At 70.2% G+C, this 14,918-nt stretch carries 10 protein-coding genes and 2 pseudogenes; all 12 read right to left on the bottom strand.

Annotated elements, in window-relative coordinates:
• Nucleotides 1-221 precede the first annotated feature (221 nt).
• Nucleotides 222-1,028: an IclR family transcriptional regulator gene (locus CS0771_RS08270; protein WP_371821368.1), complete on the bottom strand. Its 807-nt coding sequence runs from the start codon at nucleotides 1,026-1,028 to the stop codon at nucleotides 222-224.
• A gap of 212 nt (nucleotides 1,029-1,240) precedes the next feature.
• On the bottom strand, nucleotides 1,241-2,281 hold the full coding sequence (locus CS0771_RS08265) for a polyprenyl synthetase family protein (protein ID WP_212840469.1): 1,041 nt from the start codon (nucleotides 2,279-2,281) through the stop codon (nucleotides 1,241-1,243).
• 72 nt (nucleotides 2,282-2,353) lie between these two features.
• Entirely contained in the window at nucleotides 2,354-3,904 is a 1,551-nt protein-coding gene (gene nuoN, locus CS0771_RS08260) for an NADH-quinone oxidoreductase subunit NuoN (RefSeq protein ID WP_212840468.1), read from the bottom strand.
• Nucleotides 3,905-3,906: 2 nt separating this feature from the next.
• Entirely contained in the window at nucleotides 3,907-5,454 is a 1,548-nt protein-coding gene (locus CS0771_RS08255; RefSeq protein WP_212840467.1) for an NADH-quinone oxidoreductase subunit M, read from the bottom strand.
• Between the two features lie 2 nt (nucleotides 5,455-5,456).
• Nucleotides 5,457-7,403 carry an NADH-quinone oxidoreductase subunit L gene (gene nuoL / locus CS0771_RS08250; protein ID WP_371821367.1) on the bottom strand — a complete coding sequence of 649 codons (1,947 nt, stop codon included), beginning with the start codon at nucleotides 7,401-7,403 and terminating at the stop codon, nucleotides 5,457-5,459.
• A gap of 22 nt (nucleotides 7,404-7,425) precedes the next feature.
• On the bottom strand, nucleotides 7,426-7,725 hold the full coding sequence (nuoK, locus tag CS0771_RS08245) for an NADH-quinone oxidoreductase subunit NuoK (RefSeq protein WP_203747619.1): 300 nt from the start codon (nucleotides 7,723-7,725) through the stop codon (nucleotides 7,426-7,428).
• 3 nt (nucleotides 7,726-7,728) lie between these two features.
• Nucleotides 7,729-8,505, bottom strand: coding sequence for an NADH-quinone oxidoreductase subunit J (locus CS0771_RS08240; protein WP_212840465.1), 777 nt, complete (start codon nucleotides 8,503-8,505; stop codon nucleotides 7,729-7,731).
• Nucleotides 8,506-8,510: 5 nt separating this feature from the next.
• Nucleotides 8,511-9,038 (bottom strand): annotated as a pseudogene (gene nuoI / locus CS0771_RS08235) (NADH-quinone oxidoreductase subunit NuoI); the annotation flags it as partial.
• 1 nt (nucleotide 9,039) lies between these two features.
• Nucleotides 9,040-10,458, bottom strand: a complete 1,419-nt coding sequence (gene nuoH, locus CS0771_RS08230) for an NADH-quinone oxidoreductase subunit NuoH (RefSeq protein WP_212840463.1) — start codon at nucleotides 10,456-10,458, stop codon at nucleotides 9,040-9,042.
• The gene (locus CS0771_RS08225; RefSeq protein WP_212840462.1) at nucleotides 10,455-12,887 is read right to left on the bottom strand and encodes an NADH-quinone oxidoreductase subunit G; all 2,433 of its coding nucleotides are present in this window, start codon (nucleotides 12,885-12,887) and stop codon (nucleotides 10,455-10,457) included. Before CS0771_RS08225 ends, nuoH begins: the two co-directional genes overlap by 4 nt.
• Nucleotides 12,888-12,889: 2 nt before the next feature.
• A complete protein-coding gene (nuoF, locus tag CS0771_RS08220) occupies nucleotides 12,890-14,206 on the bottom strand; it encodes an NADH-quinone oxidoreductase subunit NuoF (RefSeq protein WP_203747607.1) in 1,317 nt (438 codons plus the stop codon).
• Nucleotides 14,207-14,232: 26 nt separating this feature from the next.
• Nucleotides 14,233-14,904, bottom strand: a pseudogene (gene nuoE, locus CS0771_RS08215) (NADH-quinone oxidoreductase subunit NuoE); the annotation flags it as partial.
• Nucleotides 14,905-14,918: the final 14 nt, after the last annotated feature.

Here is a 14,918-nt window from a genome sequence, read left to right as displayed (position 1 = left end):
CGCCGGGCGGGGCTTCGCCGCTCACCGGGCTCACGCTCACGCCGCAGGCGCCGTTCGCAGTTTCGGGGAAACTGCACCAACCGTGGCGGGGGGGCACAGCAGTTTCGGGGAAACTGCACGAATCAAGGCGGCGGGCACAGCAGTTTCCCCGAAACTGCACCAGCACACGCGGCGGGGGATGCAGCAGTTTCCCCGAAACTGCGGCGCGGCGGGTCGGTGGGTCAGGCGGCGGCGACGGTGGGGGTGGTGGCCGGGGCGGTCAGGGCCGACTTGAGGGCGCGGGCCGTGGTGTGCAGGCGCTCGCGGATGACGGGGGCCTGCTTCACCAGGTCGACGGCGGGCAGGGCGCACGCCACCACGAAGCGCTGGCTCAGCTCGCCTGCCGTCTGCACGGACACCGACACGCAGGCCACTCCGGGCCGGAACTGGCCGATCTCCACCTGCATGCCGCGGCGCATCCCGGCCGCGATGTCGGCGTCGAGCGCCGCAGGGGAGCGCAGCGTGGCCTGGGTGAAGGCCCGCATGCCGTGCTCCTTGAGATATCGCTCGCGCTGGTTGGGGTCGAGCGTGGCCAGCAGGCTCTTGCCCAGCGCGGTCGCGTGGGCGCCCTCGTCGAAGCCGGGCACGAGGTCCTCGACGTGCGGCGAGCGGGAGCCCTCGGCCACCGCGGTGATCGCGATCCGGCCGTCCACGAAGCTGCCCAGGTAGTGACTGTAGCCGATCTCGGCGCTGGCCCGGCGCAGCACCGTGCCGACCTCGGCCGGGCCGCGCATCGCGGTCACCAGCTCCCGGAAGCGGTCGGCGACCGCCAGGCCAAGCGTGTACGCCCCGTCCGCGCGGCGCATCACGTAGCCCTGGTGGGCGAGCGTGCGCAGCATCCGGTACGCGGCGGCGATGGTGATGTCGCAGCGCCGGGCGATCTGCTTGGGGGACAGCCCGGTGGGCGACTCGCCCACCACCTCCAGCACGCGCAGCGCCCGCGCGACGCTGCTGACCATGTCCGATGGCGGGACCGCTGAATCTCGCACCGTCACCTCCAGGCAGTCGCACCTACGATATGCAAATGCACGCCTGAGGTGAAGGGCCGAAACCCAACGAAATCCCTCGATCCAATGACGACGGTGCGCGCCCCGCCGGACCCTTCCCGCGCAACTCCGAACGACTTGGCACAAAACACTCGCCCCGTTGCCGCGACTCCGTCAGAGGCGCGCCAGCGGGGCGGCGTGGTGGGGCGAGGCGGCTAAGCGATGCGATCGGCGAGGACGTCGCAGAGGGATTCGAGGGCGTCCCGGGCGGGGATCTGGGGCAGGCCCTGGAGCTGGGCGCGGGCCTGCTCGGCGTAGCCGCGCACGGTCTGCCGGGCGCGCTTGAGCGCCACGCTGTCGCGCAGCAGCTCCAGCGCCTCGGCGTGCAGCGCGTCGTCGGTCACCGGCCCGTCGGCGAGGATCTGGCGCAGCCGCACCGCGGCCGGGTCGCTGTCCTGCGACGCCAGCGCGTACAGCACGGGCAGCGTGGGCACGCCCTCGCGCAGGTCCGTGCCGGGCGTCTTGCCGGAGTCCGAGCTGTCGCTGGAGATGTCCAGCAGGTCGTCGGAGAGCTGGAAAGCCAGCCCGAGGACCTCCGCGTACGTGGTGAGCGCCTTGGTGGTCGCCTCGGGGGCGCCGGAGAACATGCCCCCGAAAGTGGCGCAGGTGGCCATCAGCGAACCGGTCTTGCCCGCCAGCACCTTGAGGTGGTGCTCGATCGGGTCGGCGTCGCGCGGCCCGACGGTCTCGGCGATCTGGCCGTGCACCAGCTGGGCGAAGGTCTGCGCCTGGATGCGCACCGCGTCCGGCCCCAGCCCCGCGGCCAGCTCGGCGGCCCGGGAGAAGAGGAAGTCGCCGACGAGGATGGCCAGCGAGTTGCCCCAGCGGGCGTTCGCGCTGGGCGTGCCGCGCCGCATCAGCGCCTCGTCCATCACGTCGTCGTGGTACAGCGTCGCGACGTGCGTCAGCTCCAGCACGGCCGCGGCGTCCACGAGTTCGGGCGCGGTCGGGTCGCCGAAGTGCGCGCACACCGCGACGAGCATCGGCCGGAAGCGCTTGCCGCCCGCCTCCAGCAGGTGCTTGGCCGCCTCGGTGACGAAGGGGTCCGCGGACTCGACGCACTCGCGCAGGCGCTCCTCCACCAGCTCCAGGTTCGCCAGGACCGACGCCTCCAGGGCCGGGTCCTCGAAGCGGACACCGGTGCTCCGGGCGGTATGACCGTTCACGCTGCTCACCACGCTCTCACGATGCCACATGCCGTCGACATGATCGAAGCTCCCCCCATCGCCCTGACGGAGCACGGGGGGAGCTTCGGAAATCGTCTGGACCTACCGGATGAAGTCGGACGCGCTGTTGGCCAGCTCGATGACCGGGCTCGGCCAGACGCCGAGCACCAGCGTCACCAGTACGCCGATCATCAGTGCGGCCGAGGTGAGCGCGCCGGGGATGGACACGCTGGGCGTGGTCTCACCGGGCTCGCTCAGCCACATCATGACCACGACCCGCAGGTACGGGAAGGCCAGGATGATGCTGCTCAGCACGCCGAAGAGCACCAGCCAGGTCTGGTTGCCGCCCATGGCCGCCCCGAACACCGCGAACTTCGCGGTGAACCCGCTGGTCAGCGGGATGCCCGCGAAGGCCAGCAGCAGGAAGGTGAAGATGCCCGCGAACAGCGGCGAACGCTTGCCCAGGCCGGCCCACCGGGACAGGTGGGTGGCCTCGCCGTCGGCGTCGCGCACCAGGGTCAGCATCGCGAACGCGGCGATCACCAGGAAGCCGTACGCCACCAGGTAGAACATCATGCTGGACAGGCCCTCGCGGCCGCCGCCGAGCACGCCGACCAGCAGGTAGCCGGCGTTGGCGATGGACGAGTAGGCCAGCAGGCGCTTGAGGTCGGTCTGGGTGACCGCCAGGATCGCGCCGAGCAGCATGGTCAGCACCGCGATGACGCCCAGCACCGGGGTGTAGTCCCAGGCCGTGCGGTCGAAGCCGACGTACAGCACGCGGGCCAGGCCGCCGAACGCGGCGACCTTGGTGCAGGCCGCCATGAACGCGGTGACCGGCGTCGGGGCGCCCTGGTACACGTCCGGCGTCCACACGTGGAACGGCGCCGCGGCGGCCTTGAACAGCAGGCCGATGGCGAGCATCGCCAGGCCGATCAGCAGCAGCACGATGTTGCCGGCGCCGGCGCCGATCGCGGTGTGGATGGTGCGGAAGTCGACCGCGCCCGCGTAGCCGTACACCAGCGCCACGCCGAACAGGAAGAACGCCGAGGCGTACGCGCCGAGCAGGAAGTACTTGAGCGCGGCCTCCTGCGACAGCAGCCGCTTGCGGCGGGCCAGCGCGCAGAGCAGGTACAGCGGGAGCGAGAAGACCTCCAGCGCCACGAACATGACCAGCAGGTCGTTCGCGGTGACGAAGAGCATCATGCCGCCGACGGCGAACAGCACCAGCGGGTAGACCTCGGTCGCGCCCGGCTCGCGGGCCGCCTGGCGGCGGTCCGGCTCCGAGCCGACGGTGATCGCCGCCTGGGCCACGAACGGGCCGCCGTTCTCCAGCGTGCGCTCGCCGAACAGCAGCATCGACACGATGCCCAGCACCAGGATGGCGCCCTGCAGGAACAGGCCCGCCTGGTCGATCGAGACCGCCGCCACGGCGGTCTGCGCGTTCGCCGCGGTGACGTCCGGCACCCGCAGCACCACCGCGACCAGCGCGCCGACCAGGGCCAGCAGGCTGAGCACGAGCTGGATCGGGTTGCGCCAGCCCCGCGGCGCGAACGCCTCGACGAGCACCCCGAGGCAGGCCGCGCCGAAGAGGATCAGCATCGGCGCCAGCGCTGCGTAGTCCAGCGCGGGCAGCTTGAGGACTGTTTCTCCCATGGTCACTTTCCTGCTTCCACAGTGGAGGTGGCGGGCGCCGGATCGGCCCGCTCCGGGGTGACCACGTCAGACAGCGTGGCCTGCACCGCCGGGTTGATCACGTCGAGCACCGGCTTGGGGTAGAAGCCGAGCACGATCAGCAGCACGATGAGCGGCGCGACGACGATGCCCTCGCGCAGGTTCAGGTCCCGCTTCATCGGGGCGACGTCGGTCAGCGCCGGGTTCAGGTTGCCCTGGGTCGTGCGCTGGATCATCCACAGCACGTAGGCCGCGGCCAGGATGATGCCGACGGTCGCGATCACGGCCACCGTCTTGTTCACCGTGAACACGCCCAGCAGCACCAGGAACTCGCTGACGAACGGGGCGAGGCCCGGCAGCGCCAGCGAGGCCATGCCGGCGATGAAGAAGATGCCCGCCAGCAGCGGCATGAGCTTGCCCGCGCCGCCGAAGTCGGTCACCAGGGTGCTGCCGCGGCGCGCCACGAACATGCCGACGACTAGGAACAGCAGGCCGGTGGCGAGACCGTGGTTGACCATGTACAGCACCGCGCCGGAGCCGGCCTGGAAGGTGAAGGCGAAGATGCCGATGCCGATGAAGCCGAAGTGCGCGATCGAGGTGTAGCTGACCAGCCGCTTGAGGTCGTTCTGGCCGACCGCCAGCAGCGCGGCGTAGATGATGCCCACCAGCGACAGCGCGATCGCCCACGGCGCGAACCAGCGCGACGCCTCCGGGAACAGCGGGAGGCAGTAGCGCAGGATGCCGAAGGTGCCGATCTTGTCCATCACGCCGACCAGCAGCGCGGCGGCGCCGGCCGGAGCCGCCCCGCCCGCGTCCGGCAGCCAGGTGTGGAACGGGAAGAACGGCGCCTTGATGGCGAACGCGATGAAGAAGCCGAGGAACAGCCAGCGCTGCGCGATGGTGGAGAACTCCGCGTCGGTCAGCGTCTGCCAGTCGAAGGTGTGGCCGCCCAGCACCCACATGCCGATGACCGCGGCCAGCATGAACAGACCGCCGACCAGCGAGTACAGGAAGAACTTCACCGCGGCGTACTGGCGCTGCTTGGCCGGCACGTCACTGCCGAACGAGCCGATGATGAAGTACATCGGCACGAGCATGACCTCGAAGAAGAGGTAGAAGAGCAGCACGTCGGAGACCGCGAAGGTGCCGATCATGGTGCCCTCGAGCGCCAGCAGCAGCGCGAAGTACGCCGGGACGCTGCGCTTGCTGCGCTCGGCGTCGTGCCAGCTGGCCAGGATCACCAGCGGGGTGAGCACCGCGGTCAGCGCCAGCATCACCAGCGCGATGCCGTCGATGCCGAAGGAGAACTTCGCGCCCCACGCCGGGATCCAGGTGTAGGACTCCTGCAGCTGCAGCCGCTGTGCGGTGTCGCCCGAGTCGAACGCGAACCAGGCCGCGACCGCCACGCCGAGCACCACCAGCGAGACGAGCAGCGCCAGCTGCTTGGCCAGCTGCGGCCTGCTGCGCGGGACGAACGCGACCGCCAGCGCGCCGACCAGCGGCGCCAGGGTCAGGATTGACAGGTATTTCATCGTTATCCCATCCAGCCGAGCTGCACCGCGGCGAAGGCGCCGAGCACCAGCACCGCGCCGAGAAGCATCGAGAGCGCGTAGGACCGCACGAAGCCGGTCTGCAGCCGCCGCAGCCGGCCCGAGCCCCCGCCGACCAGCGCGGCGAGACCGTTGACCAGGCCGTCGACGCCCTTGTTGTCGACGAAGACCAGCGCCCGGGTGAGCCAGTTGCCCGGCTTCTCGAACACGGCCTCGTTGAAGGCGTCGGTGTAGAGGTTGTTGCGGGCGGCGGTCACCAGCGGGCCCGCGGGCTGCGGGGCCAGCGCGGTGCCGTTGCGGAACAGGGCGTAGGCCAGGCCCGCGCCGGCCAGGGTCAGCACGATGCTGAGCACCGTGAGGAGCGTGTGGCCGATCTTCGGGTGCTCCTCCGTGGCCGGGCCGAGCACGGGGGTGAGCCACTGCGCCACCGGCGAGGCCATCAGCCAGCCGGCCGCGATCGAGCCGAGCGCCAGCAGGATCAGCGGGATCGTCATGACCAGCGGCGACTCGTGCGGGTGCTGGTCGACCGAGCCCTCCTTGGCGGTGGTCCACCGCTTCGGGCCGTGGAAGGTCAGGATGAACAGGCGGGTCATGTAGAAGGCGGTGAGACCCGCGCCGATCAGCGCCGCGAGGCCGTAGAGCCAGCCGGTCCAGCCGGGCCGCGAGAACGCGGCCACGATGATCGGCTCCTTGGTGAAGAAGCCGCTCAGCGGCGGGATGCCGATGATCGCCAGCCAGCCCATCATGAAGGTGAGCCAGGTGATCCGCATGTACTTCCACAGCCCGCCGAAGCGGCGGATGTCCACCTGGTCGTTCATGCCGTGCATGACCGAGCCGGCGCCGAGGAACATGTTGGCCTTGAAGAAGCCGTGCGCCAGCAGGTGGATGATGGCCAGCGCGTACGCGCCGCCGCCGAGCCCGACGCCCAGGAACATGTAGCCGATCTGCGACACGGTCGACCAGGCGAGCACCCGCTTGATGTCGTCCTTGGCCGAGCCGATGATGCAGCCCAGCAGCAGGGTGAGCGCGCCGACGCTGACCACTACCGTCTCCAGCGTCAGGTTCGCCGAGAAGATCGGGTTGGAGCGGGCGATCAGGTAGACACCGGCGGTCACCATCGTCGCGGCGTGGATCAGGGCCGAGACCGGGGTCGGGCCCTCCATCGCGTCGGGCAACCACGCCTGCAGCGGGAACTGGCCGGACTTGCCGCACGCGCCGAGCAGCAGGAGCAGGCCCAGGATCAGCACCGTGGTGCCGGACAGCAGGCCGACCTCGCTGAACACGACGTCGTAGTTGACCGAGCCGAACTGGAAGAACATCAGGAAGATGGCGATCACCAGGCCCGCGTCGCCGACGCGGTTCATGATGAACGCCTTCTTGCCGGCGGTGGCCGCGGACGGCCGCCCGTACCAGAAGGAGATCAGCAGGTACGACGCCAGACCGACGCCTTCCCAGCCGAAGTACAGCATGACGAAGTTGTTGCCGAGGACCAGCAGCAGCATCGCCGCGATGAACAGGTTGAAGTACCCGAAGAAGCGGCGGCGGCCCTCGTCGTGGGCCATGTACCCGGTGGCGTAGACGTGGATCAGGAAGCCCACGCCCGTGATCAGCAGCACGAAGCACGCCGCCAGCGGGTCGAACAGCAGGCCGAAGTCGACCTGCAGGTTGCCCACCGGGATGAAGCTGTAGAGGTTCTGCTGCACGGCCCGGTTGGGCAGGTCGCGCAGCTCGAAGAACATGCTCAGGCCGAGCCCGAAGGAGGCGAGCACCGTCGCGCAGCCGAGCCAGTGGCCCCACTTGTCGGTCCAGCGGCCGAACAGCAGCAGGATCAGCGCGCCGACCGCCGGGATGGCGATGAGCAGCCACATGTACGAGAGCAGGCCCGTGGCCGACGCATAGACGACGGGCGCCTGCACCGCTTCGGCAGGCATCAGGTTCACTTCCATGTCAGCCTCAGTACTTCAGCAGGTTCGCGTCGTCGACGCTCGCCGAGCGTCGCGTCCGGAAGATCGACATGATGATGGCCAGACCGACCACGACCTCGGCCGCGGCGACCACCATCGAGAAGAACGCCATCACCTGGCCGTCGAGCGTCCCGTTCATCCGGGCGAAGGTGACCAGCGCGAGGTTCGCGGCGTTGAGCATCAGCTCGACGCACATGAACAGCACGATGGCGTTACGCCGGATCAGGACGCCGACCGCGCCGATGCTGAACAGCACGGCGGCCAGCACGATGTAGTAGACGGGGGTCACGGGTCACTTCCCCTCGGTGTGCTTATTGGCGATCTCGGCCGAGGTGAGCTCGCGCGTCGGCAGGATCGGCGAGATGCTCCGCTCGGCCGGGGACCCGTCCGGCAGCTTCGCCGGGGTGGCCACCGAGGTGGAGTTCGCGAAGACACCCGGGCCGGCCTTCGGACCGGGGTAGTTGCCCGGCTGGAAGCGCTCGCGCATCTTCGCGACCTGGCCGACCCGCTCGCCCTCGGCCCGCTCGCGGTGGGCCAGGATCATCGCGCCGACCGCCGCCGTGATGAGCAGCGCCGAGGTGACCTCGAAGATGTAGACGTACTTGGTGAACAGCAGCGAGGCGATGCCCTGCACGTTGCCGTTGGCGTTGGCGCTGTCCAGCCCGGCCGGGACCGTGCCCTGCAGCGCGCGGTAGAGGCCGGTGCCGAGCAGGGCCGCCAGGCCCACGCCGAGGATGATCGCGGCGACCTTCTGCCCGCGCAGCGTCTCGATCACCGAGTCGGAGGCGTCCCGGCCGACGAGCATCAGCACGAACAGGAACAGCATCATGATGGCACCGGTGTAGACGATGATCTGCACCATGCCGATGAACGGCCCCGCCTGCACGATGTAGAAGACGCCCAGGCTGAGCATGGTCAGCACCAGCCACAGCGCGGAGTGCACCGCGTTGCGGGCGATCACCATGCCCAGCGCACCGATGATCGCCACCGGGGCCAGCAGGAAGAAGACCCACTTCTCCCCGGTCGTCACCTCACCGGCGGCGGCGAGCACCGTAGTTGCGAGTGTCATCGGGTCTCAGCTCCCGCCGACGTGCCCGGGTTCGTGACCGCGCCCAGGTAGTAGTCCTTCTCGTTGTCGCCCAGCCGCATCGGGTGCGGGGGCTGCTCCATGCCCGGCAGCAGCGGCGCGAGCAGCTGCTCCTTCGTGAAGATCAGGTCGGTGCGCTTGTCCCGGGCCAGCTCGTACTCGTTGCTCATGGTGAGCGAGCGGGTCGGGCAGGCCTCGATGCACAGGCCGCAGAAGATGCACCGCGCGTAGTTGATCTGGTAGTTGGCGGCGTACCGCTCACCCGGCGAGAAGCGCTCCTCGTCGGTGTTGTCCGCGCCCTCCACGAAGATCGCGTCCGCCGGGCAGGCCCAGGCGCACAGCTCGCAGCCGATGCACTTCTCCAGCCCGTCCGGCCACCGGTTGAGGATGTGCCGGCCGTGGTAGCGCGGCGCGGTCGCGTCCGGCTTCTCCGGGTACTCCGTGGTGACGGTCTTCTTGAACATGTGCGAGAAGGTCACGCCGAAGCCCTTGACGGCGCCCGTGAACGTACCCACGTCACACCTCCTTCTCGGTCGCGGTGCCTACGGTCTCGCGCTCGGCGGTGAGCCGCTTGGCGCGGGGGTTGACCGGCACCTGCAGGTCGAGCGGCGGCAGCGGGAAGCTGCCCTCGGGGCGCTTGGCCACCTGCTCCTCGACGGACAGCTCCGGCTCCTTCTCCTTCTGCGGCCAGAACAGCGCCAGCAGGATGATCACCGCCAGCGGCAGGCCGAAGAAGAGCAGCCGGTCCACGGTGCCCAGGTCGGACTTGCGCAGCGTCAGCCAGCCGGCCACGGCCAGGATCCACACCAGGTTGGCCGGGATGAGCACCTTCCAGCCGAACCGCATGAACTGGTCGTAGCGCAGCCGGGGCAGCGTGCCCCGCAGCCAGACGAAGACGAACAGCAGCAGCAGCACCTTGATGGTGAACCAGAGCAGGCCCCACCAGCCGGAGTTGATCCACGGCGCGAAGCTCTCGAACGAGGTCGGCATCCGCCAGCCGCCCAGGAAGAGCGTGGCGCACAGACCCGACACCGTCACCATGTTGATGTACTCGGCCAGGAAGAACAGCGCGAACTTCAGCGACGAGTACTCGGTGTGGAAGCCGCCGACCAGCTCCGACTCGGCCTCGGGGAGGTCGAACGGGGCACGGTTGGTCTCACCCACCGCCGAGATGGCGTAGATGATGAAGCTCGGGAACAGCAGCAGGAAGAACCAGCCGCCGATCGGGATGTTGATGTTCCCGAAGGGCAGCTGCAGCGTGTGGCCGGTGGCCTGCGCGTTGACGATCTCCGAGGTGCTCATCGTGCCGGAGAGCATGAAGACGGCCACGAAGGACAGGCCCATGGCGACCTCGTACGAGATCAGCTGGGCGCTGGAGCGCAGGCCGCCGAGCAGCGGGTACGTCGAGCCCGAGGCCCAGCCGCCCAGCACGATGCCGTAGATGCCCATGCCGGAGCAGGCCAGCACCAGCAGCACGGCCACCGAGATGTCGGTGAGCTGCAGCGGGGTCTTCGTGCCGAAGATCGACACGAACGGGCCGAACGGCATGATCGAGAACGCGGTGAACGCGCACACGGTCGAGATCACCGGCGCGATGAAGAAGACCACCTTGTCCGCCTTGAGCGGCATGATGTCTTCCTTGAACGCCAGCTTCAGGCCGTCGGCCAGCGACTGGAGCAGACCGAAGGGACCGTGCCGGTTGGGGCCGGGACGCACCTGCATCCGGGCCACCACGCGGCGCTCGTACCAGATGGTGAACAGGGTCATCACCACGAGGAAGACGAAGACGCCGACCACCTTGATGAGCACCAGCCACCAGGGGTCTTTGCCGAAGTCGACCAGCGTCGGATCACCGGTCGCCGGGTCCTCGGCCACGAAGTGGGCCGGGGACCGTGTCAGAGCCTCGGCCAGGAAACCGATAGGGGCGAGGATCATTTGCTCGTTCCTCCGCTCACGGTCACGACCGCGCCGGGGACCGCGCCGAGCGTGCGGCGCAGGGTCGAGCCCGGCGAGTTGGTCGGAACCCAGACGACGTCATCGGCGATCTCGGTGATCGCGGCCGGCAGGGTGATCGCACCCCGCGCGGTCCCGACGGTCACCGCGTCGCCGTCGGCGACCCCCAGCGCCGTGGCGCGGGCCTTCGACAGGCGCACCACCGGCGGGCGGGCGGTGCCGGCCAGCACCTGGTCCCCGTCGGTGAGGCTGCCCAGGTCGATCAGCTGCGCCCAGCTGGCCAGGATCGCCTCGTTCGGCTTCAGCGCGGGCGCGGCCGCGCCCACCTCGGCCGGGGCGGACGGGCGCGGCGCACCGGTCGCGGGCAGGCTGCCCAGCTCCCGGCGGACCGCCAGCACGTCCGCGGTGCCCAGGGTGACGCCCAGCCGCGCGGCCAGGGCGTCCAGCACCCGGGCGTCGGTCAGCACGGCACCCGCGTTCGGGGTGTCCAGCGCCTGCTCGTAGGTGCGCAGGCGGCCCTCCCAGTTCACGTACGAACCGGCCTTCTCGGCCGCCGCGGCGACCGGGAACACCACGTTCGCGCGCCGGGAGACCGCGCTCATCCGCAGCTCCAGCGAGACCAGGAAGCCGACCTTGTCCAGCGCCTCCTCGGCGGCCTTCGGGTCGGCCAGGTCGGCCGGGTCCACGCCCGCCACGACCAGCGCGCCCAGCTTGCCGGCGGCGGCCGCGGCCAGGATCGCGTCGGTGTCGCGGCCGGCCGCGCTCGGGATCACGCCCGCGGTCACGCCCCACGCCGCCGACAGCTCGGCCCGCGCCGCGGGCTCGCTCACCGCGCGGCCGCCGGGCAGCAGGTTGGGCAGGCAGCCCGCGTCGACCGCGCCGCGGTCACCCGCGCGCCGCGGCACCCAGGCCAGCTTCGCGCCGGTCCGTGCGGCCAGCGCCGCCGCGGCCGAGTAGCCGCCGCGGACCGTGGCCAGCCGCTCGCCCACCAGGACGATCGTGGACGGGTCCACGCCCTCCAGGTTGGACAGCACCGCCGGCTCCTGGCCGGGCACGCACGGGGCCAGCGTCGCGCCGGCCTTCTCCGCGCCGCGGGTCAGGAACGGGGCCACCGAGGTGACCTTGAGCTTGCCCTTGGCCGCCGTCTTGCGCAGGCGCAGCAGGACGATCGGGCTCTCCTCCTCCGGCTCGAAGCCGACCAGCACCACGTGCTTGGCCTGCTCCAGGTCCGTGTAGGTGACCTGCTGCTCGCCGACCACCGAGGAGGCCAGGAACTCGGCCTCCTCCGCGGACAGCGGGCGCGCCCGGAAGTCGATGTCGTTGCTGTTCAGCACGATGCGGGTGAACTTGGCGTACGCGTACGCGTCCTCGACGGTCAGCCGGCCGCCGGTCAGCACGCCGACGCCGTACGCGCCGTCGCGGGCGGCCCGCAGGCCCTCGGCCGCGACGCTCAGCGCCTCGGTCCAGGAGGCCTCGCGCAGCTCACCGGTCTTGGCGTCGCGCACCAGCGGCGTGGTGAGCCGGTCGAAGGCGGTCGCGTAGCGGAAGCCCCACCGGCCCTTGTCGCAGTTCCACTCCTCGTTGACCTGCGGGTCGTTGCCGGCCAGCCGACGCAGCACCTTGCCGCGGCGGTGGTCGGTGCGCATGTCGCAGCCCGACGCACAGTGCTCGCACTTGCTCGGCGAGGACACCAGGTCGAACGGGCGGGCGCGGAAGCGGTACTGCTCGCTGGTCAGCGCGCCGACCGGGCAGATCTGGATCGTGTTGCCCGAGTAGTACGAGTTGAACGGCACCTCGGGCGCGTTCTCCTCGTCGTCGCCGAAGAAGCTGTCGCTGTAGACGTTGATCTGCTCGGCGGACGAGCGCTCCATCAGGTCGATGAACTTGTCGCCCGCGATCTCCTCCGAGAACCGGGTGCAGCGCTGGCAGAGCACGCAGCGCTCGCGGTCCAGCAGCACCTGCGCGGAGATGTTGATCGGCTTCTCGTACTCGCGCTTGTGCTCGTGGAAGCGCGACTCCGGGCGGCCGACCTGCATCGCCTGGTTCTGCAGCGGGCACTCGCCGCCCTTGTCGCACATCGGGCAGTCCAGTGGGTGGTTGATGAGCAGCAGCTCCATCACACCCTCCTGGGCCTTGCGGGCCACCTCGGAGGTGAGCTGCGTACGCACCACCATGCCGTCGGCCACCGTCTGGGTGCACGAGGCGACCGGCTTGCGCTGGCCCTCCACGTCCACCAGGCACTGGCGGCAGGCGCCGGCCGGGGCCAGCAGCGGGTGGTCGCAGAACCGCGGGATGTCGATGCCCAGCCGCTCGGCGGTGCGGATGACCAGCTCGCCCTTGGGCGCGGTCACCTCGATGCCGTCGATGGTGAGCGTGACGGTGTCGGTGTGCTTCTGTACTTCCTGGCTCATTGTCAGTGCGCTCCTGCCAGGGCGGCGGCGCTGAGCTTCGGCGCCTTGCGACCCTCGATGTAGTCCAGGTAGTCCTGCTTGAAGTACTGCAGCGAGGAGGTCACCGGGCTGGTCGCGCCGTCGCCCAGACCGCAGAACGAGCGGCCCAGGATGTTGCTCGCGGTGTCCAGCAGGGTGTCCAGGTCCTCGAGCGTGCCCTCGCCGGAGAGGATGCGCCGGTAGACCCGGACCATCCAGTAGTTGCCCTCCCGGCACGGGGTGCACTTGCCGCACGACTCGTGGTGGTAGAACTCCAGCCAGCGGTAGGTCGCGTAGACCGGGCAGTCCTGGTCGCTGAAGATCTGCGTGGCGGTGGTGCCGAGGATCGAGCCCGCCGCGGCGACCGACTCGAAGTCCATCGCGGTGTCGATGTGGTCACCGGTCAGCAGCGGCGTCGACGAGCCACCCGGGGTCCAGAACCGCAGCTGGTGGCCGTCCTGCATGCCGCCGGCCAGCTCGATCAGCTCGCGCAGCGTGATGCCCATCGAGCACTCGTACTGGCCGGGGTTCTTCACCCGGCCGGACAGCGAGTAGATCATCGGGCCGGACGACTTCTCGGTGCCCATCGACTTCCACCAGGCCGCGCCGCCCAGCACGATGTACGGCACGCTGGCGATGGTGCCCACGTTGTTGACTACGGTGGGGCTGGCGTAGAGGCCGTGCGTCGCCGGGAACGGCGGGCGCAGCCGCGGCTGGCCGCGGAAGCCCTCCAGCGAGTCCAGCAGCGCCGTCTCCTCGCCGCAGATGTACGCGCCCGCGCCCGAGTGCACCACCAGGTCCAGATCGTACCCGCTGCCCAGGATGTTCTTGCCGAGGTAGCCGGCCTTGTACGCCTCCTGCACCGCGTGGCGCAGCCGCCGCGCGGCGTGCACCGCCTCGCCGCGGATGTAGATGTAGGCGCGGTTGGCCCGGATCGCGTACGAGCCGATGATGACGCCCTCGACCAGCGAGTGCGGGTCGTGCGTCATCAGCGGCAGGTCCTTGCAGGTGCCCGGCTCGCCCTCGTCGGCGTTGACGACCAGGTAGTGCGGCTTGCCGTCGTTCTGCGGGATGAAGCCCCACTTGAGGCCGGTCGGGAAGCCCGCGCCGCCGCGGCCGCGCAGGCCCGAGTCCTTGATCAGGGCGATCAGGTCGTCCGGGTGCACGGCCAGCGCCTTGCGCAGGGCCGCGTAGCCGTCGAGGCGCTCGTACACGTCCAGCCGCCACGCGTCCGGCGACAGCCAGCGCTTGGTCAGGACCGGGGTGAGCTTCTCCAGAACGGCCTTGCTCGGCGTGCTCACTTGCCCGCCTCCTTCGACGGAGTCGGAATCGGGGTGTTGATGTCGAAGCCGGCCGGGCTGATGCCGTGCTGCTGCGCCAGGCGTACGCCGCGCAGCGTCGAGTCGCCCGCCGGGCCGTCCGCGACCGCGCCCTCGCGCTCGTCGGCGAAGCCCGCCAGCTGGACCGACATCTCCTTCAGCGTGCACAGCCGGGCGCCGCGGGTCGGCATCGGCCGCTGCCCGGACTTGAGCTTGCCGACGACGTCGAGCGCGCTCTCCGGGGTCACGTTGTCGAAGAAGTCGTAGTTGACCGTGAGCACCGGGCCGTAGTCGCACGCGGCGAGGCACTCGGCGTGCTCCAGCGTGATCTTGCCGTCCTCGGTGGTCTCGTCGTGCCCGACGCCGAGCGCGTCGGACAGGGTGTCGTAGACCTCCTGGCCGCCGAGCACGTTGCACATGGTGTTGGTGCAGACGCTGACCAGGTACTCACCGGTCGGGCGGCGCTTGTACATGGTGTAGAAGGTGGCCACCGCGCCGACCTGCGCCTTGGTCAGCCCGAGCTGCTCCGCGCAGAACGCCACCCCGGCCGGGGAGACGTACCCCTCGACCGACTGCACCAGGTGCAGCATGGGCAGCAGCGCCGAGCGCTCCCGGCCCTCCGGGTAGCGCGCGATGATCTCGCGGGCCTGCTCCCGGATCTCCTGGCCGAACACGTCCACTGCCTTCTCCGGCG

Source organism: Catellatospora sp. IY07-71 (genome assembly GCF_018326265.1).
Taxonomy (GTDB): Bacteria; Actinomycetota; Actinomycetes; order Mycobacteriales; family Micromonosporaceae; genus Catellatospora.
Note: the sequence above shows the minus strand (reverse complement) of the source record. Positions and strands in the feature narration are given on the sequence as shown.